The organism is Enterobacter cloacae complex sp. P1B (assembly GCF_014982345.1).
In the GTDB taxonomy this organism is placed as follows: domain Bacteria; phylum Pseudomonadota; class Gammaproteobacteria; order Enterobacterales; family Enterobacteriaceae; genus Enterobacter; species Enterobacter bugandensis.
The window spans coordinates 441,721-468,118 of the sequence record NZ_JADCLF010000006.1; the positions used below are offsets into that span (position 1 = coordinate 441,721).

Here is a 26,398-nt window from a genome sequence, read left to right on the forward strand (position 1 = left end):
AGTTTTTATGAAGGCTTTATCGACCCTCGCAGTCCTTATGTCTGCATTACTGCTTCAGGGATGTATTGCTGCGGCCGTTGTGGGTACTGCCGCAGTAGGCACCAAAGCGGCGACCGATCCGCGCTCAGTGGGAACGCAGGTGGATGACGGTACGCTGGAGCTGCGGGTCAACAGTGCGCTGTCGAAAGACGAACAAATCAAGAAAGAAGCGCGTATCAACGTGACGGCCTATCAGGGCAAAGTCCTGCTGACGGGTCAGGCACCGAATACCGAACTCTCCAGCCGCGCGAAGCAGATCGCAATGGGCGTTGAGGGCACCACGGAAGTCTTCAATGAAATCCGCCAGGGTCAGCCAATCAGCCTGGGCACCGCGTCGTCTGACACCTGGATCACCACCAAAGTCCGCTCCCAGCTGCTGGGTTCAGACCAGGTGAAATCCTCAAACGTGAAGGTAACGACCGAAAACGGTGAAGTGTTCCTGCTGGGTCTGGTGACCGATCGTGAAGGGAAAGCGGCGGCGGATATCGCCAGCCGGGTGAGCGGCGTGAAGCACGTCACCACCGCGTTTACCTACATTAAGTAATCCACGTCTGACTAAAGGCCCGGTAGGCGCGAGCGCCACCGGGCTTTTTTTACATCAACGCAATACTCCCCACCATCACTCCGCTCAACGCCACCAGCCCCGCCGTCAGCCACAGCGCTTTCGCCGGGAAAGACTTACGCAGCATGATGAGCGACGGCAGGCTGATTGCCGGCAAGGTGATAAGCAGCGCCAGCGCCGGTGCGGTACCCATACCGGCCAGCATCATGGTCTGGACAATCGGAATTTCTGCCGCCGTGGGGATCACAAACAGGCAGCCTGCAACGGCCATCGCAATCACCCACATCAGCGTGTTGTCGATCGCGCCATCCGCATGCGGGAAGAGCCAGACGCGCGCCGCGCCCAGAACCAGTACCGCCAGGATATAGACCGGAATGGTGCTCCAGAAAAGCTGCCACAGCGCCTTACCCCAGCGAGTGAAGAAACCGCCCTGCGGTTCGCTGACGTCCAGTTCAACGGCTGCGGGTTCGACGGCAGTATCCTTCACCAGTTTTTGTACCAGCGTCGCCACCACCAGCACCGTCAGCAGCCCGGCAACCAGACGGATAGCGGCAAAATGCCAGCCGAGCACAAAGCCCATAAACACCAGCGTCGCCGGGTTGAGCAGCGGGTTCCCCATCCAGAATGCCAGCGCACCGCCCATGGATACGCGCTGGCGGCGCATACCCGCCGCTACCGGTGCGGCACAGCAGGAGCACATCATGCCCGGCAGAGAGAAAATCGTCCCCAGCAGCGTGCCCTGAAAGCGCGGCTGCCCGAGTGTTTTCACCAGCCAGTTTCGCGGAATAAGTACCTGAATCAGCGATCCCAGGATTACCCCTAAGACGGCAGCTTTCCACACCGCCAGGAAGTAGACCATGGCGTAATCCCATGCCGCCTTCAGCGGGCTGGCATCAGCCTGAGCGAGTATAGATTTACCGATGCTGTGCGTTTCGGCGGCGGTGAAGGCTTTGCCGTAGTACGGCTGCCATTTCACATACCAGAGGCCAATGATGACCACGAGAAAGAAGAGTGCGGGCTTCCACCATTGGACAGGTGTTGCCGCCTGAGATGAAGACTGACCAGTCATACCATTCCCCGGAGAGTGTTATTTAATAAGCCGGAGAAGTTTACGCCTCGCCCTGCGCGATTTCACGCAGTTTTGCCGAAGGGATGATATTGACGCCCTCCTGCGACGGTGCCAGCGCCTCTTTCAGCATCGCCTGCGCGACGTCCCGCGCCTCGATGGACTTCCAGTTACCCGGCAGGATGCGAAACAGCGGGGCGAAGAAGGATTCGTTAAAACGCCGTTCGTCGCGGTGGCCCATCAGCATGGAAGGCCGCACGATTGTCAGGCGCTCCCACTTCTGCGCAATCAGCGCCTCTTCCATTTTGCCCTTCACCTGATTGTAAAAAAACGGTGAGCCGGTGCTGGCACCGTGCGAACTCACCACCAGGAAATGTTTTGCCCCCAGCTTTTTCGCCGTCAGGGCGGTATCCACCACCAGCGTGTAGTCCGCATGGACGAACGCTTCTTTACTGCCCGCCTCACGCCGCGTCGTGCCCAGGCAGCAAAAGGCGATATCTATAGGATCCTGCACCTGCGCCAGCGCGTCGGTGAGCTGGGGATCGTGCGGGTTATAGACGCCAGTGATATCCAACAGCGGGCGGCGCGTCGGGGCGGCAATATAGTTGATATGCCGGTCCTGGATCAGCAGCCGCAGCAGATGTCCCCCCACCAGCCCGGTTGCGCCGGTAATCAGTACCTGACTCATCTTATCCCCTTTACAGAATTGTCCGTTTGCGATCTGGACCTGCTCTACCACACTTAAAAGTCTGTTACCGGTAAGTATTTACCACAAACGGGAAAAAAACAGTCTGAAGCGAAAACAACGGAGGAAGCATGGGTAAAAAAATCGCAGTCTTGATTACCGACGAGTTTGAAGATTCAGAATTTACGTCGCCAGCTGAGGCATTCCGCAAGGCAGGCCACGAGGTCATCACCATTGAGAAAGAAGCGGGTAAAACCGTGAAGGGCCACAAGGGCGAAGCCAGCGTGACCATCGATGAGTCCATCGATAACGTCAGCCCGTCAGATTTCGACGCCCTGCTGTTACCGGGCGGCCATTCACCGGATTCCCTGCGCGGGGACGAGCGTTTCGTCACCTTTACCCGTGACTTCGTCGGCACCGGCAAGCCGGTCTTTGCCATCTGCCACGGCCCGCAGCTGCTGATCAGCGCTGAAGTGGTCCGCGGGCGTAAGCTTACGGCGGTGAAACCGATCGTTATCGATCTGAAAAACGCAGGGGCCGAGTTTTACGATCAGGAGGTGGTCAACGATAACGACCAGCTGATCACCAGCCGGACCCCGGACGATCTCCCGGCGTTTAACCGCGAAGCACTACGCCTGCTCGGCGCGTAGCCAGTGAAGCTTCTTGCCAAAGCCCAGGGTGTTGTCGGTAAATTTCAGCTCATCAACGCGGATTTCCCACACCGGGGCTTTTAGCGCAGCAGCAACCGGGAAGCGGCGCGTGTAGCGTTTACGCTGTGCGTCGCTTTCTTCACCTTCCAGACGACGAATTTCGCCTTTGAACTGCACGCCGCGGATCAGCGCGACGGTTTTGGGCTGGCCGTTGACCGTGCCCGCCACTTTTGCCTGCTGGCCGGTCATCTGGGCATGCCGCGTTTTGTCCTCACTCATGACGTAAAAAGCGACGCGTTCAGGATCGTAGTAGTAAAAGGCGTTGGCGCACCACATTTCGCCCTCGCTATATACGCACCAGGTCACGACGTGCTGCTTTGCCAGCCAGCGGTTAATGGCGGCCAGTGTTTCCATTTTCGTTCTCTCTCATGCTATGGTGCGTTCACCTTAACATACTGAATCTGTTTACCGTGTGCTGGTTTCTCTATCTTGTCCGAACCGCTGATAACGCACTCTACACTGGGATCACCACCGATGTGGCGCGGCGTTTTTTACAACATCAAACGGGGAAAGGGGCAAAAGCGCTGCGGGGGAAAGGCGAACTGCAGCTGGCTTTTTCTGCCGCCGTGGGGGACAGATCGCTGGCACTCAGGCTGGAGTACCGTATTAAGCAACTAACGAAGCGCCAGAAGGAGCGCCTCGTGACCGGAGACGGCTCCTTTGAGGCGCTACGCGAGAGCCTGATTAAAAGCGATTAAAATGGGCGTGGTAGTCCACCAGACCATTTACGCCGTTCAGGGCATCATCCGCCAGGCGATGCACCTGGAAGGCGGATTCGGTACCCGGCCAGCGGCAGCGAAGATCGTAATGCGCGGCCTGCTCGAAGCCTAAACGGCCATAGAACGCCGGATCGCCCAGCGTGACCACGGCGGCATAACCAAACTCATTCAGCGAGTCCAGCCCTTCATAGACCAGCTGGCGCGCCAGGCCCTGCCCGCGGTAGTTTTCATCTACCGCCAGCGGTGCCATGCCCACCCACTGAAGATCTTCACCCTGAACGATCACCGGGCTGAAGGCAACATAGCCGACAACCTGACCTTCGTCATCGGTGGCAACCAGCCCCAGCGTGATCAGGCCGTCTTCACGGAGATCGTGGACCAGTTGGGCTTCCGCATCGCTCTCAAAAGAGCGGCGTAATAACGCATCGATACCCGGTGCATCAATCCCTATTTCGACTCGAATCAGCATGGCTCACCTACTGAAGTGTGTTTACTGTCCGGCGGGGATTTCAGCCCCGCCTCAACAAAATCTGCCATTTGCATCAACATCACGCGCAGCGCTTTCGGCATCTGCTCCAGCTCAATGGCATCCATTAAATTCTTAACGTACAGGCCAAGCTCCGTGTCGCCCTCAATCACCAGACGGCGCTGGAAGAAGAGTGTGTCCGGGTCCTGCTTACGCGCGACAATCATCAGCAGGTCGCTGGCGTTGGCGCTAAAGCTCACGTCTGCCTCGGCAGACTCACGAACGATCAGCTGGTCGTTCTCTACGGAGGTAAACCAGCGCAGCCCGATGTCACGCACCTCAATGCTTAACCAGCGCCCTTCCAGAAACTCCAGCTCGCCATCCTGCAGCGCCTGACGGAACTGCCAGCTCAGAACCTGCTCCAGCACCTGGCGTTTAAGCGCGAACGGCGCCAGCCTGACCGGCACGCTCAGCATTGATGGACCGAATTGTACGAGACGTGAACGCAGTTTATCCAGCACGAGCTTTACTCCCTGATAGCTATAGTCCCGCTATTTTGCCACATCCGTTCCAGAACATAGCGGCGTAAATCAACAAACCATCGTCGGACGTACCCCATTATTGGTGCCATCAATACGCCATTAGCTGCCTTAAATCAAAAATTGTCGCGTATGGGTTAATTAAAATCCCAGCTCGTTAACAATTTTGCTATCGACTACATCAGGATAATTTATGGAGCTGCTCTGCCCTGCCGGAAACCTTCCGGCGCTTAAGGCGGCCATCGAGAATGGGGCCGATGCGGTCTATATCGGGCTGAAAGATGACACCAACGCCCGCCATTTTGCTGGCCTTAACTTTACGGAGAAAAAGCTTCAGGAAGCCGTTAACTTCGTTCATCAGCACCGCCGCAAGCTGCATATTGCCATCAACACGTTTGCCCATCCTGACGGCTACGCCCGCTGGCAGCGCGCGGTGGACATGGCAGCACAGCTGGGCGCCGATGCGTTAATCCTGGCCGACCTCGCCATGCTTGAGTATGCGGCAGAACGCTATCCGCATATTGAGCGCCACGTCTCTGTTCAGGCATCTGCCACCAACGAAGAGGCGGTGCGTTTTTACCATCAACACTTTGACGTCGCTCGCGTGGTGCTGCCGCGCGTGCTCTCTATTCATCAGGTTAAGCAACTCGCGCGCGTCACGCCAGTGCCGCTGGAGGTTTTTGCCTTTGGTAGTCTGTGCATCATGGCCGAAGGCCGTTGCTATCTTTCTTCTTACTTAACCGGTGAATCGCCGAATACCGTCGGGGCCTGCTCCCCTGCCCGCTTCGTCCGCTGGCAGCAGACCCCACAGGGGCTGGAGTCGCGTCTGAATGAAGTTCTGATCGACCGCTATCAGGACGGTGAAAACGCGGGTTATCCGACGCTGTGCAAAGGCCGCTACCTGGTCGACGGCGAGCGCTACCACGCGCTGGAAGAGCCCACCAGCCTTAACACGCTGGAGCTGCTGCCGGAGCTGCTGGCCGCCAATATTGCCTCGGTGAAAATTGAAGGTCGCCAGCGCAGTCCGGCCTATGTGAGCCAGGTGGCGAAAGTGTGGCGTCAGGCCATCGACCGCTGCATGGCGGACCCGCAGAGCTACGCCCCACAGGCGGCGTGGATGGAGACACTCGGCTCGATGTCCGAAGGCACGCAAACCACGCTGGGCGCGTATCACCGTAAATGGCAGTGAGATAACCATGAAATATTCATTAGGGCCGGTGCTCTACTACTGGCCAAAAGAGACGCTGGAAGATTTTTACCAACAGGCCGCCACCAGCAGCGCCGATGTGATTTACCTCGGTGAAGCAGTATGCAGCAAACGCCGCGCAACCAAAGTGGGCGACTGGCTGGAGATGGCGAAAAGCCTGGCCGGGAGCGGCAAGCAGGTGGTGCTGTCAACGCTCGCGCTGGTGCAGGCTTCGTCCGAACTGGGCGAGCTGAAGCGCTACGTCGAAAACGGTGAGTTTCTGCTGGAGGCGAGCGACCTGGGGGTAGTGAACATGTGCGCCGAACGCAGGCTGCCGTTTGTCGCAGGCCATGCGCTGAACTGCTATAACGCCGTCACCCTGCGCCTGCTGCTCAAACAGGGAATGACCCGCTGGTGCATGCCGGTGGAGCTCTCCCGTGACTGGCTGGCAAACCTGCTGAATCAGTGCGACGAGCTGGGCATTCGCCATCAGTTCGAAGTGGAAGTGCTGAGCTACGGTCATCTGCCGCTGGCCTACTCTGCCCGCTGCTTCACCGCGCGATCGGAAGACCGCCCGAAAGATGAATGTGAAACCTGCTGCATCAAGTACCCGAACGGGCGCAGCATGCTGTCGCAGGAGAACCAGCAGGTATTCGTCCTGAACGGCATTCAGACCATGAGCGGTTACGTCTATAACCTCGGCAACGAGCTGGCGTCGATGGACGGGCTGGTGGACATGGTGCGTCTGTCGCCGCTGGATACCAGCGTTTTCGCGATGCTGGACGCCTTCCGCGCCAACGAAAACGGCGCGTCGCCGCTGCCGCTGACGGCAAACAGCGACTGCAACGGTTACTGGAAACGTCTGGCCGGGCTGGAACTTCAGGCCTAAAAAAGGCTCACTTTGTTAACAACGGTTATCATTTTTTAATGCAGTATTAAAGATTGACCGTCGACAAAGTGAGCTGTTATGACTGACAAAACCATTCCGTTTTCGGTGCTGGATCTGGCGCCGATCCCACAAGGCTCCTCGGCAAGAGAAGCCTTCACGCACTCTCTCGATCTGGCTCAGCTGGCCGAAAAGCGTGGCTATCACCGCTACTGGCTGGCAGAACATCACAACATGGTCGGCATTGCCAGCGCCGCTACATCGGTGCTGATTGGCTACCTGGCAGCGAATACCACCACTTTGCACCTTGGCTCCGGTGGCGTGATGCTGCCGAACCACGCCCCGCTGGTGATAGCCGAGCAGTTCGGGACGCTGAACACCCTCTATCCGGGCCGTATTGACCTGGGGCTTGGCCGCGCGCCGGGCAGCGACCAGCCGACCATGCGCGCCCTGCGCCGCCATATGAGCGGCGATATCGATAACTTCCCGCGCGACGTGGCGGAACTGGTGGACTGGTTCGACGCGCGCGATCCGAACCCGCACGTGCGCCCGGTGCCGGGCTATGGCGAGAAGATCCCGGTGTGGCTGTTAGGCTCGAGCCTGTATAGCGCGCAGCTCGCCGCGCAGCTGGGGCTGCCGTTCGCGTTCGCCTCCCACTTCGCGCCGGATATGCTCCATCAGGCGCTGCACCTCTACCGTACGAACTTCAAACCGTCCGAGCGTCTGGAGAAGCCGTACGCGATGGTGTGTATCAACATCATTGCCGCTGACAGCAATCGCGACGCGGAATTCCTGTTTACCTCTATGCAGCAGGCGTTTGTGAAGCTGCGCCGCGGCGAGACGGGCCAGTTGCCGCCTCCGGTGGAAAATATGCATCAGCTGTGGTCGGCCTCCGAGCAGTATGGCGTGCAGCAGGCGTTGAGCATGTCGCTGGTGGGTGATAAGGCAAAAGTGCGTCACGGGCTGGAAGCAGTGCTGCGTGAAACGCAGGCGGATGAAATTATGGTCAACGGCCAGATTTTCGATCACCAGGCGCGTTTACATTCGTTTGACCTGGCGATGCAGGTAAAAGAAGAATTGGTGGGGTAGTTTTTTGCCGGATGGCGGCTTCGCCTTATCCGGCCTACGCGGTCCCTGTAGGCCCGGTGAGCGTAGCGCCACCGGGCAATGTGTTTACTGGTACACAGGCAACAGGTTAAAGCTCGACAGCACGTGAACCAGCGCGTTACCCACCCCAAATACCAGGATCAGCGCAATCATCGGTTTACCGCCCCAGACGCGGAATTTCGGGCTGCCGAAGCGTTTACGTGATTTACGTGCCAGCAGCGCTGGCACAATCGCCGCCCAGATGGTGGCCGCCAGCCCTGCATAGCCGATGGCATAGAGGAACCCGTTCGGCCACAGCAGACCGCCGACAATCGGCGGCAGGAAGGTCAGCAGCGCCGTCTTGAAACGCCCCATCGCAGAATCGTCAAAGCCAAACAGATCCGCCAGGTAGTCAAACAGGCCCAGCGTCACACCGAGGAATGAACTCGCCACCGCAAAGTTGGAGAAGACCACCAGCAGCAGATCCAGACTGCGGCTGTTCAGTACGCCGCTCAGCGCCTGCACCAACACGTCAATGTTACCGCCCTTTTGCGCAATGCCGATAAACTCCGGGCGCGGGATGTTGCCCATTGTCCCCAGCAGCCAAATCACATACAGCCCAAGCGCCAGCAGCGTGCCGTAGACCAGGCACTTCACGATGGTGCGCGGATCCTTGCCGTAGTACTTCATCAGGCTCGGCACGTTGCCGTGGTAGCCGAACGACGCCAGACAGAACGGCAGGGTCATTAGCAGATACGGCGTGTAGGAGGTATTAGCTTCCGCAACGTTAAACAGCGTGGCGGGCGTAACGTGCCCCAGCAGGCTGCCGAAGGTCAGGAAGAAAGTGATGACCTTCGCGCCCAGCACAATCGCCGTCATGCGGCTCACCGCTTTGGTGCTCATCCAGACGATAAACGCCACGCCCAGCGCAAAGCAGAGTCCCGCCAGACGCGCCGGAACGTTCAGCGACATCTCCGAAAAGGTGTGATGCAGAATCGAGCCGCTTGCTGAGATGTACGCGTAGGTCAGGATGTAGAGCACAAATGCGATGGAAAGGCCGTTCACCAGGTTCCAGCCTTTGCCCAGCAGATCTTTGGTGATGGTGTCGAAGCTGGAGCCAATGCGGTAGTTCAGGTTCGCTTCAAGGATCATCAGGCCGGAATGCAGCATGCAGAACCAGGTGAACACCAGCGCGGCCAGCGACCAGAAGAACCACGCACCGGACATGACCACGGGCAGGGAAAACATCCCGGCACCTATAATGGTTCCGCCGATGATCACCACGCCGCCAAGCAGCGAAGGTGACGTTTGGGTGGTGGTTAGTGTCGCCATACAGCCTTTTCTCCAGTTAATCATGCGGTTCTGCATTTTAGTGTGATGCACTGTACCAGTACAAGAGTACAAAGGGAATAAAAAAAGCCCCGATAGCATGTATCGGGGCTGTATATTTTACTTTACGTCAAAAGCGAAAGGCTTACGCGTCACCGAAACGACGACGGCTGGTGCCTTCTTCACGACGTGGGCCACGGCTTTCGCGGCGCTCGCCGGAGAAACGACGACCTTCACCACCGCGACCTTCACTGCGACCGCCTTCACGACGCTCGCCGCCGAAACCGCGACCACCGCCACGACGTTCGCCACCGCGGTCAGGACGTGGCTGTGCATCGCCCAGCAGCTGCATGTTCATCGGCTTGTTCAGGATGCGGGTGCGAGTAAAGTGCTGCAGTACTTCGCCCGGCATGCCTTTTGGCAGTTCGATGGTAGAGTGGGATGCAAACAGCTTGATGTTACCAATGTAACGGCTGCTGATGTCGCCTTCGTTAGCAATCGCGCCAACGATGTGACGAACTTCAACACCATCATCACGGCCCACTTCAATGCGATACAGTTCCATGTCGCCAGCGTCACGACGCTCACGACGTGGACGGTCTTCACCACCACGCTCTGGACGGTCGCCGCGTGGACCACGGTCGTTACGGTCGCCACGGCGTTCGAAACGATCGTCACGGTCACGGAACTCACGCTTAGGACGCATCGGTGCATCTGGTGGCACGATCAGGCTACGTTCGCCCTGAGCCATTTTCAGCAGTGCTGCAGCCAGAGTTTCCATGTCCAGCTCTTCGCCTTCAGCGACAGGCTGGATCTGCGACAGCAGCGCGCGGTACTGATCCAGATCGCTGCTTTCCAGCTGCTGCTGTACTTTCGCGGCGAATTTTTCCAGACGGCGTTTGCCCAGCAGATCTGCGTTTGGCAGGTCGGCTTCTGGAATGGTCAGCTTCATGGTGCGTTCAATGTTGCGCAGCAGACGACGCTCGCGGTTCTCAACGAACAGCAGCGCACGGCCAGCACGACCCGCACGACCGGTACGACCGATACGGTGAACGTAAGACTCGGAGTCCATCGGGATGTCGTAGTTTACAACCAGGCTGATACGCTCAACGTCCAGACCACGTGCTGCCACGTCGGTTGCAATCAGGATATCCAGACGACCGTCTTTCAGACGCTCCAGCGTCTGCTCACGCAGGGCCTGGTTCATGTCGCCGTTCAGCGCTGCGCTGTTGTAGCCGTTACGCTCCAGCGCTTCAGCCACTTCCAGGGTCGCATTTTTGGTACGCACGAAGATAATCGCCGCATCAAAATCTTCCGCTTCCAGGAAACGGACCAGCGCTTCGTTTTTGCGCATGCCGTACACGGACCAGTAGCTCTGGCTGATGTCCGGGCGAGTGGTCACGCTGGACTGAATACGCACTTCCTGCGGCTCTTTCATGAAGCGGCGGGTAATGCGACGGATCGCTTCTGGCATGGTTGCAGAGAACAGAGCGGTCTGGTGACCTTCCGGGATCTGCGCCATGATGGTTTCTACGTCTTCGATGAAGCCCATACGCAGCATTTCATCTGCTTCATCCAGTACCAGGCCGCTCAGTTTAGAGAGGTCCAGAGTACCGCGCTTCAGGTGATCCAGCAGACGGCCCGGCGTACCGACGACAATCTGTGGGCCCTGGCGCAGGGCGCGTAACTGCACGTCATAACGCTGGCCGCCGTACAGGGCTACCACGTTTACGCCGCGCATATGTTTAGAGAATTCCGTCATTGCTTCAGCAACCTGAACAGCCAGTTCACGAGTTGGAGCCAGGACGAGGATCTGCGGTGCACGCAGGTCCGGATCGATGTTGTTGAGCAGCGGCAGCGAGAACGCTGCAGTTTTACCGCTACCAGTCTGGGCCATGCCCAGCACGTCACGACCAGAAAGCAGATGCGGGATACATTCTGCCTGGATCGGAGATGGTTTTTCGTAACCCAGATCGTTAAGGGCTTCAAGGATAGGAGCCTTCAGGCCCAGATCTGCAAAAGTGGTTTCGAATTCAGCCATGTAGTACGAGTGCCTCAATGTCAATGGCGGCCAGTCTACTTAGCTCATCGTGAAAATGATTAGCAATTTTCATTGAAAAGTGTGAACCGGCTCAAAGTAGGTGTATTGACGAACAACAACGCCCTCACCAGTGAAGGTGATGGCAATCAAAAGATTACGGGCTGATGTTTATGTCGTCAGCTATTGCTGGTCCGATTCTGCCAGGTCGTCTTGCTCCTGGCCCAAGAGCGATAATTCCAACAATGCATAACGGTGCTCAACGAAGTTATGTACGTTGTTAGCAACCGCTAATTTGAACAGTGCCGTAGCGCTGTCCATATCCCCCAGACTTAGGTAGTACTTACCTAAATAGAAGTTGGTTTCACTGAGATGCTCAGCGAGCGAGGTGTTATCCGTTGCGTCCGCCTTGAGGCGTTCCATCAGCGTTGCTTCGCTAATGTTGCCCAGGTAGAACTCGACAATGTTCCATCCCCACTGTTCCTTATCCGATTTCTCGAAGCGCTGTTGTAGTGCTTCTTTTGCCTGCTTCTCATCGAGCTTCCGCTCAACGATGTAAAGCCACAGGCTACGGAAAGGATCATTAGGATCGTCTTGATAAAACGCCAGCAGATCATCTTGCGCTAACTTATCACGACCGCCGTAATACAATGCGATACCGCGATTCAAGTGCGCGTAGTTGTAAGTTGGATCAAGCTCAAGTACAGAATCAAACGCTTCATAGGCAGCATCAAAATTGCCTGCCTGCGTTAAATAAATGCCTAAGTAATTGAATACTTCAGGCATATCAGGTCGGATAGCCAGCGCTTGTGAAAAATCATTTCGCGCTAATGCCCTCAGACCGAGACTATCATACAACACTCCGCGCTCATATAAAAGCTGTGCGCGTTCGTCATCGGTTAAAGCCCGACTGGCAAGTATTTGTTCCATGCGTGCCAGAATCACTTCCTGCTGCAAAGTCGGTTGCAATGGCACTGCGAGGACTTCGCTCTTACGCCAGGCAGAGTTGCTGCATCCTGCCAGCGTTAAAGCTGTCGCAACGAAACACCAGCGCAAAAAAGGCTTCATTTCCCACTCCCGAAGACAACTATTGGATGAACGTCCTGTCCCCCGGCGGCTTAACAAGGCGTCCTGCCTGATAACAGGCCCTCCGCAAAGCGGAGGGCAAATGGCAACTTACTCGCCTTGCTGTTCAGCAGCCGGAGCTTCCGGTGCCGCAGCAGGTTGAGACTGCTCGGTTGCTTCTTTAATGCTCAGACGGATACGGCCCTGACGGTCAACTTCCAGAACCTTAACCGGCACTTCCTGACCCATCTGCAGGTAATCGGTCACTTTCTCAACGCGCTTGTCAGCGATCTGAGAGATGTGAACCAGACCTTCTTTACCGCCACCGATGGCAACGAACGCACCAAAGTCAACGATACGGGTCACTTTACCCGCGTAGACGCGGCCCACTTCGATTTCAGCAGTGATTTCTTCGATGCGACGGATAGCGAATTTCGCTTTCTCGCCGTCGGTTGCTGCGATCTTCACAGTACCGTCATCTTCGATTTCGATGGTGGTGCCGGTCTCTTCGGTCAGCGCGCGGATAACAGAACCGCCCTTACCGATAACATCTTTGATCTTGTCTGGATTGATCTTGATGGTGTGAATACGCGGAGCGAATTCAGAGATATCACCGCGTGGCGCGTTGATAGCCTGTTCCATCACGCCCAGGATGTGCAGACGCGCACCTTTAGCCTGGTTCAGAGCAACCTGCATGATCTCCTTGGTGATACCTTCAATTTTGATATCCATCTGCAGGGCAGAGATACCGTCGCGGGAACCCGCTACTTTGAAGTCCATATCGCCCAGGTGGTCTTCGTCACCCAGAATGTCAGACAGAACAACGAAGTTGTCGCCTTCTTTCACCAGACCCATTGCGATACCCGCAACGGCGGCTTTGATCGGCACGCCTGCATCCATCAGCGCCAGAGAAGCACCACATACGGAAGCCATGGAAGAAGAACCGTTGGATTCGGTGATTTCAGAAACCACGCGAACGGTGTACGGGAATTTGTCAGCTTCCGGCATCACTGCCAGCACGCCGCGCTTCGCCAGACGACCGTGACCAATTTCACGACGCTTCGGTGAGCCAACCATACCGGTTTCGCCCACAGAGTACGGAGGGAAGTTGTAGTGGAACAGGAAGTTGTCAGTACGCTCGCCCATCAGTTCGTCGATGATCTGCGCGTCACGTGCGGTACCCAGGGTTGCGGTAACCAGCGCCTGCGTTTCACCACGGGTGAACAGCGCAGAACCGTGAGTACGCGGCAGTACGCCAGTGCGTACGTCCAGACCACGAATCATGTCTTTTTCACGGCCATCGATACGCGGCTCGCCTGCCAGTACGCGGCTACGAACAACGTTTTTCTCGATAGCGTGCAGAATTTCGCCAATTTCGTTAGCGTCCAGCGTTTCGTCTTCGGCAACCAGGGTCGCGGTTACTTCAGATTTGATCGCGTCAACCTGAGCGTAACGCTCCTGTTTGTCGGTGATGCGGTAAGCGTCGCTCAGACGAGATTCTGCCAGTGCCGCAACGCGTGCGTTCAGCGCATCGTTTGCTGCTTCTGGCTGCCAGTCCCAACGTGGCTTACCGGCTTCTTTCACCAGGTCGTTGATGTTCTGGATAACAATCTGCTGCTGCTCGTGACCGAACACCACAGCGCCCAGCATCTGGTCTTCGCTCAGCAGTTCAGCTTCGGATTCAACCATCAGCACAGCCGCTTCAGTACCGGCAACAACCAGGTCCAGCTTACTTTCTTTCAGCTCTTCCTGAGTTGGGTTCAGCACGTACTGGTCGTTGATGTAACCGACGCGCGCGGCACCGATTGGGCCATTGAATGGAATACCAGACAGTGACAGGGCAGCGGAGGCACCGATCATCGCAACGATGTCCGGGTTAACCTGTGGGTTAACGGAAACAACGGTCGCAATAACCTGCACTTCGTTAACGAAGCCTTCCGGGAACAGCGGACGAACCGGGCGGTCAATCAGACGCGCGATCAGGGTTTCGCCTTCGCTTGGACGGCCTTCACGACGGAAGAAGCCACCCGGGATTTTGCCGGCAGCGTAGGTACGCTCCTGGTAGTTAACGGTCAGCGGGAAGAAGTCCTGACCTGGTTTAGCTTTTTTCTGGCCCACAACGGTCACGAATACCGCGGTGTCATCCATGCTTACCATAACGGCAGCAGTCGCCTGGCGTGCCATCATGCCGGTTTCCAGCGTGACGGTATGTTGACCATACTGGAATTTACGAACGATCGGATTCAGCAAAATTCTATCCTTTCTTAAATGTATGACAGCACACCGCCGGCGTGCTGTCGATTTAACCCGACCTTCTTCGCATCCTCGCGACTAATGACAACCGACACCCCCATGGGTGAAGCCTCTCATTAGCCGCGCGAACCTCTGCAATGAAGATCATTTATAGCAACAATACAATAGTTTCCATTGAATTGCTGCCGTCTGGTTGAAAAAAGGGGCCATCAGGCCCCCTTTTCTGAAACTCGCAAGACTTAGCGACGCAGACCCAGACGCTCGATCAGCGCGGTGTAGCGTGCAACATCTTTACGCTTCAGGTAGTCGAGCAGTTTACGACGCTGAGAAACCATGCGCAGCAGACCACGACGGCTGTGGTGATCTTTTTTGTGCTCTGCAAAGTGACCCTGCAGGTGGTTAATCTGTGCAGTCAGCAGTGCAACCTGAACTTCGGTAGAACCGCTGTCGTTAGTACCACGACCAAACTCAGAAACGATTTTAGCTTTAGCTTCAACGCTTAGAGACATTTTCAAACTCCAAAGTATAAAAAATGTAAGGGTGCCGATCTCTAATTCAGCGACCCCATGTACGCCCCGCAGATTGTTAAACAATTTACCGGGCGTTAAGCGGCGATATTCTACTCGTCTCCCCTGCTTATCGCAAGGTGAGGCGTAATCACCGTCACGCGTCGACCGGATATTCGACGACCAGACGACGCGGCGCAACGCGCCCTTCACCGTCCATTTCGCCCATACCGATGAATTTCCCTTCGTCACCTTCCGTCACGCGTACCAGTCCATCCAGCGGCGCATCCGTCGTACGAACCGGGTTTCCGTTCTTAAAGTAAACGGACGATGTTAAAGGAAGATTAACGATCGGGAAGTCCGCTGCCGGACTGTCCATTGGCATCAGCAGTGGATCCAGCAAATCTGCTGGTTCCACTCCCTGCGCTTGTGCCTGCTCAGCCAGCGCGCGCAGCTGCTCAAGCGTCACCATGCGTTCTACCGGATATTTACTGACCGCCAGACGACGCAGATAAATCACATGCGCTCCGCAGCCCAGCTTTTCACCCAGGTCGTCGATGATGGTGCGAATATAGGTCCCTTTCGAACAGTGGACTTCCAGCTCCAACTCGTCACCTTCGTGGCGAATGAACAGCAGCTCATACACGGTTATCGGACGCGCTTCGCGCGGGACGTCAATTCCCTGGCGGGCATATTCGTAGAGCTTCTTGCCCTGATATTTCAGCGCCGAATACATCGACGGCACCTGCATCGTGTCTCCGCGGAAGCTCTCCAGGGCCGCATCAAGCTGTTCGGCGCTGAAGGTTACCGGGCGCTCTTCCACCACCTGACCATCCGCGTCGGAGGTATCCGTACGCTGGCCAAGTTTAGCGATAACGCGGTAGCGTTTATCGGAATCGAGCAGATACTGGGAAAACTTTGTCGCTTCACCCAGGCAAATCGGCAGCATGCCGGTCGCCAGCGGATCCAGTGCGCCGGTGTGGCCCGCACGGTTAGCGTTATAAATACGCTTCACTTTTTGCAGCACATCGTTACTGGATGCACCTTGCGGTTTATCCAGCAGCAGCACGCCATGCACGTCGCGACCGCGACGACGAGGACGACTCATCAGTCCTCCTTGCTGTCGTCCGTCGGGTTAACACGACGTTCGTCGTCATGTTTCACCACGCTGGTCACCAGGTTGGACATGCGCATACCTTCGACCAGCGAGTTGTCGTAGAAGAAGGTCAGCTCGGGAACAATACGCAGGCGCATCGCTTTGCCGAGCAGAGAGCGGATGAAACCAGAGGCTTCCTGCAGTGCTTTAATGCCGTTCTTCACCGCCGCTTCGTCCTGATCGTTCAGGAAGGTCACGAACACTTTGGCATAGGCCAGGTCACGAGACATTTCCACGCCAGAGACGGTGGTCATCATACCGATACGCGGGTCTTTGATTTCGCGTTGCAGGATGAGTGCGATCTCTTTCTGCATCTCCTGCGCCACGCGCTGTGGGCGACCAAATTCTTTCGCCATAATAAATTCTCCAGACAAAAAAGGGGCTAAAAGCCCCTTTTAAAATTATTGCCGGGTGGCACGAGGCGATCCCGGCCTACATATGGACTTATCCCTAAGGATTAGTCGATGCTGCGTTGGATCTCGATGATTTCGAACACTTCGATCATATCGCCAACGCGAACGTCGTTGTAGTTCTTAACGCCGATACCACATTCCATGCCGTTACGGACTTCGTTAACGTCATCTTTGAAGCGGCGCAGGGATTCCAGCTCGCCTTCGTAGATAACCACGTTGTCACGCAGTACGCGGATTGGGTTGTGACGCTTGATGGTACCTTCGGTAACCATACAGCCCGCAATCGCACCGAATTTCGGTGATTTGAACACGTCACGCACTTCAGCCAGACCGATGATCTGCTGTTTCAGCTCAGGAGACAGCATACCGCTCATCGCGGCTTTCACTTCGTCGATCAGGTTATAGATGACGGAGTAGTAGCGCAGATCCAGGCTTTCCGCTTCGATCACGCGGCGAGCAGATGCATCAGCACGCACGTTGAAGCCAACCAGGATAGCGTTGGATGCCGCAGCCAGGGTTGCGTCGGTTTCGGTGATACCACCTACGCCAGAACCGATGATCTTCACTTTCACTTCGTCGGTAGACAGTTTCAGCAAGGAGTCGGAGATCGCTTCCACAGAACCCTGAACGTCCGCTTTCAGAACGACGTTCACTTCGTGCACTTCGCCTTCAGCCATGTTCGCAAACATGTTTTCAAGTTTAGATTTCTGCTGACGCGCCAGCTTAACTTCACGGAATTTGCCCTGACGATACAGTGCCACTTCACGCGCTTTCTTCTCGTCACGCACAACGGTCACTTCATCACCGGCAGCCGGAACACCGGACAGACCCAGGATTTCCACTGGAATGGACGGACCTGCTTCCAGCACTTCCTGACCCAGTTCGTTACGCATCGCACGAACGCGGCCGTATTCGAAGCCACACAGAACGATGTCGCCCTTGTTCAGCGTACCTTCGCGAACCAGAACCGTTGCAACCGGACCACGACCTTTATCCAGGAAGGATTCGATTACCGCACCGCTCGCCATACCTTTACGAACGGCTTTCAGCTCCAGAACTTCGGCCTGAAGCAGAATAGCGTTCAGCAGGTCGTCGATACCAGTACCCGCTTTTGCAGATACAGGGATGAACTGCGCTTCGCCGCCCCACTCTTCCGGCATAACACCGTACTGAGACAGTTCGTTCTTCACGCGGTCCAGATCGGCTTCTGGCTTATCGATTTTGTTGACCGCAACAACCAGAGGCACCTGCGCCGCTTTCGCGTGCTGGATAGCTTCAATGGTCTGTGGCATAACGCCATCGTCTGCTGCAACAACCAGTACAACGATATCCGTAGCCTGAGCACCACGAGCACGCATTGAGGTGAACGCTGCGTGGCCTGGGGTATCCAGGAAGGTGATCATGCCGTTTTCGGTTTCTACGTGGTAAGCACCGATGTGCTGGGTAATACCACCCGCTTCGCCGGAGGCAACTTTCGTAGAACGAATGTAGTCGAGCAGAGAGGTTTTACCGTGGTCAACGTGACCCATGATGGTCACAACCGGTGCACGCGGTTCAGCCGCAGCGCCAGTGTCACGGTCGCTCATTACTGCTTCTTCCAGCTCGTTTTCACGACGCAGGATAACTTTGTGGCCCATCTCTTCGGCAACCAGCTGTGCGGTTTCCTGGTCGATAACCTGGTTGATGGTCGCCATTGCGCCCAGCTTCATCATCGCTTTGATGACCTGAGAGCCTTTAACCGCCATCTTATTCGCCAGATCGCCAACGGTGATGGTTTCGCCAATCACGACGTCACGGTTAACCGCCTGAGCTGGCTTCTGGAAGCCCTGCTGCAGAGAAGAACCTTTACGCTTACCGCCTTTACCACCGCGAACCGCTGCACGAGCTTCTTCGCGATCAGCTTTAGATTCAGCGTGTTTGTTACCTTTCTTAGCCGGACGCGCGGCTTTTGCATTACGACCACGGCCACGGCCGCCTTCTACTTCACGGTCGTTATCATCTTCAGCCTGACGCGCATGCTGAGAAGTGGTCACGTGATAGTCGCTGGTGTCTTCAGTCGGTTCAGCGGTATTCACGCCATTCTTCTCGTTTTCTTCTGCCATACGGCGCGCTTCTTCAGCGACGCGGCGAGCTTCTTCTTCCAGCTTACGGCGGGCTTCTTCTTCCGCTTTACGCTTCAGCTCGGCAGCTTCATTTTCACGGCGGGCTTTTTCAGCCTGGGCGGTTTTGGTCATTTCGTCTGTCTGTTGATTGCTCACTTTGTCTTTTTCCGCAGCGTCACGCTTCACTTTATCACTGGCGTCGCGTTTCGCTTTTTCTGCGGCCTCACGTTCAGCTTTTAATTCTGCTTCACGTTTGGCGGCTGCTTCCGCCTCACGCTGAGCTTGTTCTTCCGCTTCACGCTGTGCCTGCTCTTCCGCGGCAAGGCGTTCTGCCTCTTGCGGATCACGTTTTACAAAGGTGCGCGTCTTGCGGACTTCAATTTGTACCGATTTGCTTTTGCCACCGGTACCAGGAATGTTTAACGTGCTGCGCGTTTTGCGCTGCAGCGTTAACTTGTCAGGCGTAGAACCGTGTTCGCGGTTCAGGTGCGTTAACAAGGTTTGTTTTTCTTGCGCGGTCACCGAGTCATCAGCGGACTTCGGGATCCCTGCATCAGCAAATTGCTGTACCAGGCGGTCCACGGAGGTCTGAATCTCAGCAGCCAGCGATTTTACAGTTACATCAGTCATGCTGTTCCTTCCTGCTACAGTTTATTACGCTTCGTCGCCGAACCAGCAAATATTACGTGCGGCCATGATGAGTTCGCCGGCTTTCTCGTCGGTTAAACCTTCGATATCGGCCAGGTCATCAACGCCTTGCTCAGCGAGATCTTCCAGCGTACAAACACCACGGGCAGCCAGCTTGAACGCAATCGCACGATCAAGACCTTCCAGATTCAGCAGGTCATCAGCCGGCTTCTTATCGCCAAGGCTTTCTTCCTGAGCCAGTGCCAGGGTGGTCAGTGCGTTTTTAGCGCGTTCACGCAGGGCTTCAACGGTTGGCTCATCCAGACCGTCAATTTCCAGCAGCTCTTTCATTGGCACATAGGCCAGTTCTTCCAGCGTAGAGAAACCTTCTTCTACCAGAACAGTGGCGAAGTCTTCGTCAATGTCGAGGTATTTGGTGAAGGTATCGATCGCCGCATGGGCTTCAGCCTGATGCTTAGCCTGCAGGTCATCAACGGTCATGACGTTGAGTTCCCAGCCGCTCAGCTGTGACGCCAGGCGTACGTTCTGACCGTTACGGCCAATCGCCTGCGCCAGGTTGCCCGCTTCAACAGCGATATCCATGGTGTGTTTGTCTTCGTCAACAACGATAGACGCGACATCAGCCGGAGCCATTGCGTTGATCACGAACTGCGCCGGGTTGTCGTCCCACAGAACGATATCAATACGCTCGCCGCCCAGTTCGGTAGAAACCGCCTGAACGCGCGCACCGCGCATACCGACGCAAGCACCGACCGGGTCGATACGCTTGTCGTTGGTTTTCACCGCAATTTTCGCACGAGAGCCTGGATCGCGAGCTGCTGCTTTGATCTCAATAACTTCTTCGCCGATTTCCGGCACTTCGATGCGGAACAGTTCAACCAGCATTTCTGGTTTAGAACGGGTCACGAACAGCTGTGCACCACGCGCTTCAGGGCGCACGGCGTACAGAACACCACGTATACGGTCGCCCGGGCGGAAGTTTTCACGCGGCAGCATGTCTTCACGCAGGATCACGGCTTCAGCGTTGCCCGGCATCCCTTCGGATTTAATTTCCAGAGAGATGTTGTCACGGTTCACTTTCTTCACCACGCCAGTGATGATTTCGCCTTCCTGATCGCGGAACTGATCGACAACCAGCGCGCGCTCGGCTTCGCGCACTTTCTGCACGATAACCTGCTTAGCGGTCTGGGTGGTGATACGGTCGAAGGTCACAGATTCAATCTGATCTTCAACGTAGTCACCCACGTTCAGACTTTCGTCTTCAAAACGTGCCGCTTCCAGGGTGATCTCTTTGGTCGGCTGGGTCACTTCTTCAACGATTACCCAACGACGGAATGTATCGAAGTCACCGCTTTTACGATCGATTTCTACGCGAACATCGATCTCTTGTTCGTATTTTTTCTTGGTTGCTGTAGCCAGTGCACTTTCCAGCGCTTCGAAAATTTTCTCACGCGGCAGTGATTTCTCGTTGGAGACGGCTTCAACAACAGCCAAAATTTCTTTGTTCATCGCGGGCTTTTCACCTCAATCCAGACTGTTAAAAGTGGGGAACCAGGTTCGCCTTCTGGATATTACTCAGCGCGAACACTTCATCTTTGCCTTCGACTGTTACCGTGATCATTTCACCATCAACGGCTTTGATAATTCCCTGCCATTTACGGCGGTTCTGTACGGCCATACGCAGAACGAGAGCCACTTCTTCACCGGTAAAGCGCACATAGTGCTCGGCCGTGAACATCGGGCGATCCAGGCCAGGTGAGGAAACTTCCAGGTTGTACGCAACGGTAATCGGGTCTTCAACATCAAGAACCGCACTCACCTGGTGGCTGACATCAGCACAATCATCAACATTGATGCCATCTTCACTATCAATATAGATGCGCAGCGTCGATGTACGGCCGCGAACGAATTCGATGCCGACCAGTTCGTAGCCCAGTGCTTCGACCGGTGCAGTAATCATCTCTGTTAATTTTTGCTCTAATGTGGACAAGCCCACCCCCAAGACATAAAAAAAGGGCGTAAAGCCCAGTTATTCTGTAGTCAGATAACAAAAAACCCCGATAAATCGGGGCTTTAGATAACTGAACCCTATAGCCACAACTGTGGCCTGGAGCACTCTCCGAAAGAATTTTTTCAAATCCAGCTACGAAGGCTCTAAGTCTTCACAGTATATTTGAAAAAGAACTTTATGGGAAAGTGGTTGCGGGGGCCGGATTTGAACCGACGACCTTCGGGTTATGAGCCCGACGAGCTACCAGGCTGCTCCACCCCGCGCCTGAAACGTGGCAAATTCTACGCGTTTTGGACAGAATTTGCAAATAATGCTGGGATTTGGTACCGAAGACGGGACGTAAAATCGGCGTTTAGTATATTGATAGTTGACCCCACCTGTCAACCCAGCTTCCGCCAGAGAGAACAGACCAAATTTTTTACAAAAAACGCATGAGTCTCTTCCGGTATTCGATAAAAGATGATTAAATGAATACTCACTTATTTTGCATAAAAATGCACAAGAGAACGAAAGCGGTCTCTAATCAGTCAATCAAGCAGGGTTTTATTCTATGACGACGATTCTCAAGCATCTTCCGGTAGGACAACGTATTGGCATCGCTTTCTCAGGCGGCCTGGATACCAGCGCTGCACTGCTGTGGATGCGCCAGAAGGGAGCGGTTCCGTATGCATATACTGCGAACCTGGGTCAGCCGGATGAGGACGATTACGATGCTATTCCTCGTCGCGCTAAAGAGTATGGCGCAGAAAACGCGCGACTGATTGACTGCCGTAAGCAACTGGTTGCTGAAGGTATCGCCGCTATTCAGTGCGGTGCGTTCCACAACACCACGGGCGGCCTGACCTATTTCAACACCACCCCGCTGGGTCGTGCCGTCACCGGCACCATGCTGGTTGCCGCCATGAAAGAAGATGGCGTAAACATCTGGGGTGACGGCAGCACCTATAAAGGCAACGATATCGAACGTTTCTATCGTTATGGCCTTCTGACCAACGCGGAGCTGCAGATCTACAAGCCGTGGCTGGACACCGACTTCATCGACGAGCTGGGTGGTCGTCATGAGATGTCTGAGTTTATGATTGCCTGCGGCTTTGACTACAAAATGTCCGTTGAGAAAGCCTACTCTACCGACTCCAACATGCTGGGCGCGACGCACGAAGCGAAGGACCTGGAGTTCCTGAACTCCAGCGTGAAGATCGTTAACCCGATCATGGGCGTGAAGTTCTGGGACGAGAGCGTGAAGATCCCGGCAGAAGAAGTGACCGTGCGTTTCGAACGTGGTCATCCGGTTGCCCTGAACGGCAAGACCTTCTCTGACGACGTTGAACTGATGCTGGAAGCCAACCGCATCGGCGGTCGTCACGGTCTGGGCATGAGCGATCAGATTGAAAACCGTATCATCGAAGCGAAAAGCCGCGGCATCTATGAAGCTCCAGGGATGGCGCTGCTGCACATCGCTTACGAGCGTCTGCTGACCGGTATTCACAACGAAGACACCATCGAGCAGTATCATTCTCATGGTCGTCAACTGGGCAAACTGCTGTATCAGGGTCGCTGGTTCGATCCGCAGGCGCTGATGCTGCGTGACGCGCTGCAGCGTTGGGTAGCGAGCGCGATCACCGGTGAAGTGACGCTGGAACTGCGTCGTGGTAACGACTACTCCATTCTTAACACCGTGTCGGACAACCTGACCTATAAAGCCGAGCGTCTGACCATGGAAAAAGGTGAGTCTGTGTTTTCTCCGGACGACCGTATTGGTCAGTTGACCATGCGTAACCTGGACATCACCGATACCCGTGAGAAGCTGTTCAACTACGTTGAGAATGGTCTGCTCTCCGCGAATTCCGGTAACGGCCTGCCGCAGGTTGAAAACCTGGAGAATAGCGATAAGAAGTAATCGCTGATGTAACATGCAAAAGGCGCCCAATGGGCGCCTTTTTGTTTGGCTTTTGTAGGGCGGGTAAGCGCAGCGCCACCGGGCCTACGAAAGGCAAAAGCTACAGACGAAAAAAAAGACGTCTTGCGACGTCTTTCTTCTGGAATATTGGTACCGAGGATGGGACTCGAACCCACAAGCCCGTTAGGGCACTACCACCTCAAGGTAGCGTGTCTACCAATTCCACCACCTCGGTACGGAATACTTACTGCGGGATATCGCTGGTTGGCTTAGCCGGTGCAGCTGGCTGAGTCTGCTCAGTTTTGGCTGGCGCGCTCAGATTTTCCCACTCGCTTCCTTTGCTGGTCTTGTTGCTGTTGATATTGCCCAGCACCAGACTGATGATGAAGAACAGCGTAGCCAGAATCGCCGTCGTGCGGGTCATGAAGTTCGCAGAACCACTTGAACCGAACAGCGTACCGGAAGCGCCTGCTCCGAAGGAGGCTCCCATATCAGCGCCTTTACCTTGCTGCAGCATAATCAGCGCTACGAGAGCGATGGCTACAATAAGGAAAATAACTAAAAGAGCTTCGTACATAATCAACCTGTTCCTTGCGGATTTGCCGCATACCAATGCTTCGACCAATTAGCAGGATTTCTGTTTCCCACTGAAGCGGGTGTGAATACTAACCAAAGCGAATCACCTTCGCAAGGGCATTTTCGACGCATTGTATCAACTGCGGAAAAAAACAGCAAAAAGCCATTAATTGCTTAAAACAAAGGCGGCAAACGCCGCCTTTTTAAACATTTAGCATGCAAGATTATGCAGCTTTTACGGCATCCGCAATACGGTGCGCAAATTCGGTGACCTGCGCTTCGTCTTCGCCTTCCACCATCACGCGGATCAGTGGTTCGGTACCAGACTTACGCAGCAGCACGCGCCCACGGCTGCCCAGCGCCGCTTCAACGTCAGCCATCACCGCTTTCACGTTCTCATTTTCCAGCGGGTCGCCTTTACCCGCAGTGAAACGCACGTTCACCAGGATCTGCGGGAACATTTTCATCCCGCTGCACAGATCGTGCAGGCTCATATGGTTGCGCGCCATCGCGGCAACCACCTGAAGCGCAGCAACAATGCCGTCACCGGTAGTGGTTTTGTCGAGCAGGATCACGTGGCCGGAGTTCTCAGCACCAATGCGCCAGCCCTTCTCCTGCAATTTTTCCAGCACATAGCGGTCACCCACCTTCGCGCGGACGAACGGAATACCGAGCTGTTTCAGCGCCAGCTCCAGACCCATGTTGCTCATCAGCGTCCCAACCGCGCCGCCGCGCAGCTGGCCCTGGCGCAGGCCTTCACGGGCAATGATGTAGAGGATCTGATCGCCGTCGACTTTATTACCTTCGTGGTCAACCATGATCACGCGGTCACCGTCGCCGTCCAGGGCAATACCCAGATCGGCTTTTTCCGCCAGCACACGCGCCTGCAGGGCGCGCACGTCCGTCGCCCCGACTTCTTCGTTAATGTTCAGACCATCCGGCTCGCAGCCGATGGCGATCACTTTCGCACCCAGCTCGCGGAAGACATTCGGCGCAATGTGATAGGTCGCACCGTTCGCACAGTCCACCACAATTTTAAGATGCGCCAGGCTCAGCTCGTTCGGGAAGGTGCCTTTGCAGAATTCGATATAACGACCCGCCGCATCGACGATACGGTTCGCTTTACCCAGCTCGGCGGAATCAACACAGGTGATCTCTTTTTCCATTTCGGCTTCAATGGCCTCTTCCACCTCGTCCGGCAGCTTGGTGCCGTCAATGGAGAAGAACTTGATGCCGTTGTCGTAGAACGGGTTATGAGACGCCGAAATCACAATTCCCGCTTCCGCGCGGAAGGTGCGCGTAAGGTAGGCAACAGCAGGCGTTGGCATTGGGCCAGTAAAAGAGGCTGAAAGCCCTGCCGCTGCCAGACCCGCTTCCAACGCAGATTCCAGCATATAGCCCGAAATACGGGTATCTTTACCAATAATGATCTTACGTGAGCCATGACGCGCCAGCACCTTGCCGGCAGCCCAGCCGAGCTTCAGAACAAAATCAGGGGTAATTGGAGCATCGCCTACGCGCCCACGGATACCATCGGTACCAAAATACTTACGATTACTCATAGCGTTTGTTTTCCTTCGCTGCCAGTGTGGCTTCCACCACACGCATGGCTTCTACTGTTTCTTTGACGTCATGGACACGGATAATGTGCGCGCCTTGCATCGCCGCAATTACCGCGCAGGCCAGGCTGCCACTCAGGCGCTCGCTCGGTCCTACATTCAGCAATTGGCCAATCATCGACTTTCTCGACATACCCACCAGCAGTGGCAGACCAAAGTGATGAAATTCCGATAAGCGCGCAAGCAACGCATAATTGTGTGAGAGATTTTTACCGAAACCGAACCCCGGGTCGAGCAGCAATTTCTCTTTTGGGATGCCTGCACGCTCACAGCGTTCAATATGCTCAATAAAGAAGCGATTCACGTCGGCAAAGACATCATCATACTTCGGCGCTTCCTGCATGGTTTTCGGTTGCCCCTGCATGTGCATCAGGCATACCGGCAGGCCGGTTTCTGCAGCGGCCTCGATCGCACCCGGTTCGGTCAGCGAGCGGATATCATTAATAATGTGAGCACCCACTCTCGCCACTTCACGGATCACTTCTGGTTTGGACGTGTCGACGGAGATCCACACCTCGAAACGTTGCGCGATTGCCTCAACCACCGGCACCACGCGCGCCAGCTCTTCTTCCACCGAAACATCTGCCGCGCCGGGACGCGTCGATTCACCGCCCACATCAATGATGGTGGCACCCGCGTTGATCATTAGATTTGCGTGCTTAACCGCGTCGATAAGCGTGTTATGCGTGCCGCCGTCAGAGAAGGAGTCAGGGGTAACATTCAGGATCCCCATCACGTGCGGATGTGAAAGATCGAGATGCGAGTCCTGGGCGAAGAGTTTCATGGTTAAATCCCTGGTTTTAGTATGGTTTAACGGAAAAGAAAAACCCCGGAGCAAGCT

26 protein-coding genes and 2 tRNA genes are annotated in these 26,398 nt (G+C 55.5%); 7 read left to right on the forward strand and 21 right to left on the reverse strand.

The annotated features are described in order from the left end of the window. Positions 1-7: 7 nt before the first annotated feature. On the forward strand, positions 8-583 hold the full coding sequence (dolP, locus tag INF77_RS06780) for a division/outer membrane stress-associated lipid-binding lipoprotein (RefSeq protein ID WP_028014534.1): 576 nt from the start codon (positions 8-10) through the stop codon (positions 581-583). Between the two features lie 49 nt (positions 584-632). Here the strand turns inward: dolP and INF77_RS06785 are convergent, their stop codons facing one another. Then, the gene (locus tag INF77_RS06785) at positions 633-1,670 is read right to left on the reverse strand and encodes a permease (protein WP_028014535.1); all 1,038 of its coding nucleotides are present in this window, start codon (positions 1,668-1,670) and stop codon (positions 633-635) included. Positions 1,671-1,710: 40 nt separating this feature from the next. Further along, positions 1,711-2,355, reverse strand: a complete 645-nt coding sequence (locus INF77_RS06790) for an NAD(P)H-binding protein (protein WP_032644919.1) — start codon at positions 2,353-2,355, stop codon at positions 1,711-1,713. Positions 2,356-2,483: 128 nt separating this feature from the next. Here INF77_RS06790 and INF77_RS06795 point away from each other — a divergent pair, with 128 nt between their 5' ends. After that, positions 2,484-3,002 carry a type 1 glutamine amidotransferase domain-containing protein gene (locus tag INF77_RS06795; RefSeq protein WP_028014537.1) on the forward strand — a complete coding sequence of 173 codons (519 nt, stop codon included), beginning with the start codon at positions 2,484-2,486 and terminating at the stop codon, positions 3,000-3,002. Here the strand turns inward: INF77_RS06795 and INF77_RS06800 are convergent. Continuing rightward, complete coding sequence (locus tag INF77_RS06800; RefSeq protein ID WP_047364709.1) at positions 2,982-3,416, reverse strand: YhbP family protein; 435 nt, start codon at positions 3,414-3,416, stop codon at positions 2,982-2,984. The two genes, INF77_RS06795 and INF77_RS06800, sit on opposite strands and share 21 nt — an antisense overlap. Before the next feature lie 14 nt (positions 3,417-3,430). On the opposite strand from INF77_RS06800, the gene INF77_RS06805 reads away from it, so the two are divergent. Further along, a complete protein-coding gene (locus tag INF77_RS06805) occupies positions 3,431-3,760 on the forward strand; it encodes a GIY-YIG nuclease family protein (RefSeq protein WP_045260079.1) in 330 nt (109 codons plus the stop codon). Here INF77_RS06805 and INF77_RS06810 read toward each other — a convergent pair. Both INF77_RS06810 and INF77_RS06815 read right to left on the reverse strand, forming a co-directional pair. Continuing rightward, on the reverse strand, positions 3,747-4,250 hold the full coding sequence (locus INF77_RS06810) for a GNAT family N-acetyltransferase (protein ID WP_193532316.1): 504 nt from the start codon (positions 4,248-4,250) through the stop codon (positions 3,747-3,749). The two genes, INF77_RS06805 and INF77_RS06810, sit on opposite strands and share 14 nt — an antisense overlap. After that, on the reverse strand, positions 4,244-4,768 hold the full coding sequence (locus tag INF77_RS06815) for an SCP2 domain-containing protein (RefSeq protein ID WP_193532315.1): 525 nt from the start codon (positions 4,766-4,768) through the stop codon (positions 4,244-4,246). The genes INF77_RS06810 and INF77_RS06815 overlap by 7 nt, the downstream gene beginning before the upstream one ends. 211 nt (positions 4,769-4,979) lie before the next feature. Here INF77_RS06815 and INF77_RS06820 point away from each other — a divergent pair, with 211 nt between their 5' ends. From INF77_RS06820 to INF77_RS06830, 3 genes are all read left to right on the forward strand, one after another. After that, the gene (locus INF77_RS06820; protein ID WP_048999528.1) at positions 4,980-5,975 is read left to right on the forward strand and encodes a peptidase U32 family protein; all 996 of its coding nucleotides are present in this window, start codon (positions 4,980-4,982) and stop codon (positions 5,973-5,975) included. A 7-nt stretch (positions 5,976-5,982) separates the two neighbouring features. After that, positions 5,983-6,861, forward strand: coding sequence for a U32 family peptidase (locus INF77_RS06825; protein WP_028014542.1), 879 nt, complete (start codon positions 5,983-5,985; stop codon positions 6,859-6,861). A gap of 78 nt (positions 6,862-6,939) precedes the next feature. Further along, entirely contained in the window at positions 6,940-7,947 is a 1,008-nt protein-coding gene (locus tag INF77_RS06830) for an LLM class flavin-dependent oxidoreductase (RefSeq protein ID WP_047367057.1), read from the forward strand. An 84-nt stretch (positions 7,948-8,031) separates the two neighbouring features. Here INF77_RS06830 and mtr read toward each other — a convergent pair whose 3' ends face one another. From mtr to INF77_RS06890, 12 genes are all read right to left on the reverse strand, one after another. Next, on the reverse strand, positions 8,032-9,276 hold the full coding sequence (mtr, locus tag INF77_RS06835) for a tryptophan permease (protein ID WP_193031359.1): 1,245 nt from the start codon (positions 9,274-9,276) through the stop codon (positions 8,032-8,034). 142 nt (positions 9,277-9,418) lie between these two features. Continuing rightward, a complete protein-coding gene (locus INF77_RS06840; RefSeq protein ID WP_041907893.1) occupies positions 9,419-11,314 on the reverse strand; it encodes a DEAD/DEAH family ATP-dependent RNA helicase in 1,896 nt (631 codons plus the stop codon). Next, positions 11,307-11,387: a protein YrbN gene (yrbN, locus tag INF77_RS23435; protein ID WP_100122156.1), complete on the reverse strand. Its 81-nt coding sequence runs from the start codon at positions 11,385-11,387 to the stop codon at positions 11,307-11,309. The genes INF77_RS06840 and yrbN overlap by 8 nt, the downstream gene beginning before the upstream one ends. A gap of 107 nt (positions 11,388-11,494) precedes the next feature. After that, complete coding sequence (gene nlpI, locus INF77_RS06850; RefSeq protein WP_028014546.1) at positions 11,495-12,379, reverse strand: lipoprotein NlpI; 885 nt, start codon at positions 12,377-12,379, stop codon at positions 11,495-11,497. Between the two features lie 108 nt (positions 12,380-12,487). Further along, the gene (gene pnp, locus INF77_RS06855) at positions 12,488-14,626 is read right to left on the reverse strand and encodes a polyribonucleotide nucleotidyltransferase (RefSeq protein ID WP_028014547.1); all 2,139 of its coding nucleotides are present in this window, start codon (positions 14,624-14,626) and stop codon (positions 12,488-12,490) included. A 242-nt stretch (positions 14,627-14,868) separates the two neighbouring features. Then, positions 14,869-15,138: a 30S ribosomal protein S15 gene (gene rpsO / locus INF77_RS06860; protein WP_003861789.1), complete on the reverse strand. Its 270-nt coding sequence runs from the start codon at positions 15,136-15,138 to the stop codon at positions 14,869-14,871. Positions 15,139-15,292: 154 nt separating this feature from the next. Beyond that, a complete protein-coding gene (gene truB / locus INF77_RS06865; protein WP_028014548.1) occupies positions 15,293-16,243 on the reverse strand; it encodes a tRNA pseudouridine(55) synthase TruB in 951 nt (316 codons plus the stop codon). Continuing rightward, positions 16,243-16,647 (reverse strand): 30S ribosome-binding factor RbfA, encoded by a 405-nt coding sequence (gene rbfA, locus INF77_RS06870; protein ID WP_041907887.1) that lies wholly within the window; start codon positions 16,645-16,647, stop codon positions 16,243-16,245. The genes truB and rbfA overlap by 1 nt, the downstream gene beginning before the upstream one ends. 101 nt (positions 16,648-16,748) lie before the next feature. Beyond that, complete coding sequence (gene infB, locus INF77_RS06875) at positions 16,749-19,436, reverse strand: translation initiation factor IF-2 (protein WP_041907885.1); 2,688 nt, start codon at positions 19,434-19,436, stop codon at positions 16,749-16,751. A 24-nt stretch (positions 19,437-19,460) separates the two neighbouring features. Continuing rightward, positions 19,461-20,963 carry a transcription termination factor NusA gene (gene nusA, locus INF77_RS06880; RefSeq protein ID WP_014885374.1) on the reverse strand — a complete coding sequence of 501 codons (1,503 nt, stop codon included), beginning with the start codon at positions 20,961-20,963 and terminating at the stop codon, positions 19,461-19,463. A 28-nt stretch (positions 20,964-20,991) separates the two neighbouring features. Continuing rightward, positions 20,992-21,444 carry a ribosome maturation factor RimP gene (gene rimP / locus INF77_RS06885; RefSeq protein WP_014833432.1) on the reverse strand — a complete coding sequence of 151 codons (453 nt, stop codon included), beginning with the start codon at positions 21,442-21,444 and terminating at the stop codon, positions 20,992-20,994. A 207-nt stretch (positions 21,445-21,651) separates the two neighbouring features. Continuing rightward, a tRNA-Met gene (locus INF77_RS06890) sits at positions 21,652-21,728 on the reverse strand. Between the two features lie 287 nt (positions 21,729-22,015). Here INF77_RS06890 and argG point away from each other — a divergent pair. Then, positions 22,016-23,362: an argininosuccinate synthase gene (gene argG, locus INF77_RS06895; protein WP_028014551.1), complete on the forward strand. Its 1,347-nt coding sequence runs from the start codon at positions 22,016-22,018 to the stop codon at positions 23,360-23,362. Between the two features lie 148 nt (positions 23,363-23,510). Here the strand turns inward: argG and INF77_RS06900 are convergent. From INF77_RS06900 to folP, 4 genes are all read right to left on the reverse strand, one after another. After that, positions 23,511-23,597, reverse strand: a tRNA-Leu gene (locus INF77_RS06900). Positions 23,598-23,606: 9 nt separating this feature from the next. Further along, positions 23,607-23,939 carry a preprotein translocase subunit SecG gene (gene secG / locus INF77_RS06905; protein WP_003861803.1) on the reverse strand — a complete coding sequence of 111 codons (333 nt, stop codon included), beginning with the start codon at positions 23,937-23,939 and terminating at the stop codon, positions 23,607-23,609. A gap of 223 nt (positions 23,940-24,162) precedes the next feature. Next, complete coding sequence (gene glmM / locus INF77_RS06910) at positions 24,163-25,500, reverse strand: phosphoglucosamine mutase (RefSeq protein WP_047367055.1); 1,338 nt, start codon at positions 25,498-25,500, stop codon at positions 24,163-24,165. Beyond that, positions 25,493-26,341, reverse strand: a complete 849-nt coding sequence (gene folP / locus INF77_RS06915) for a dihydropteroate synthase (RefSeq protein ID WP_014885377.1) — start codon at positions 26,339-26,341, stop codon at positions 25,493-25,495. Before folP ends, glmM begins: the two co-directional genes overlap by 8 nt. Positions 26,342-26,398 lie beyond the last annotated feature (57 nt).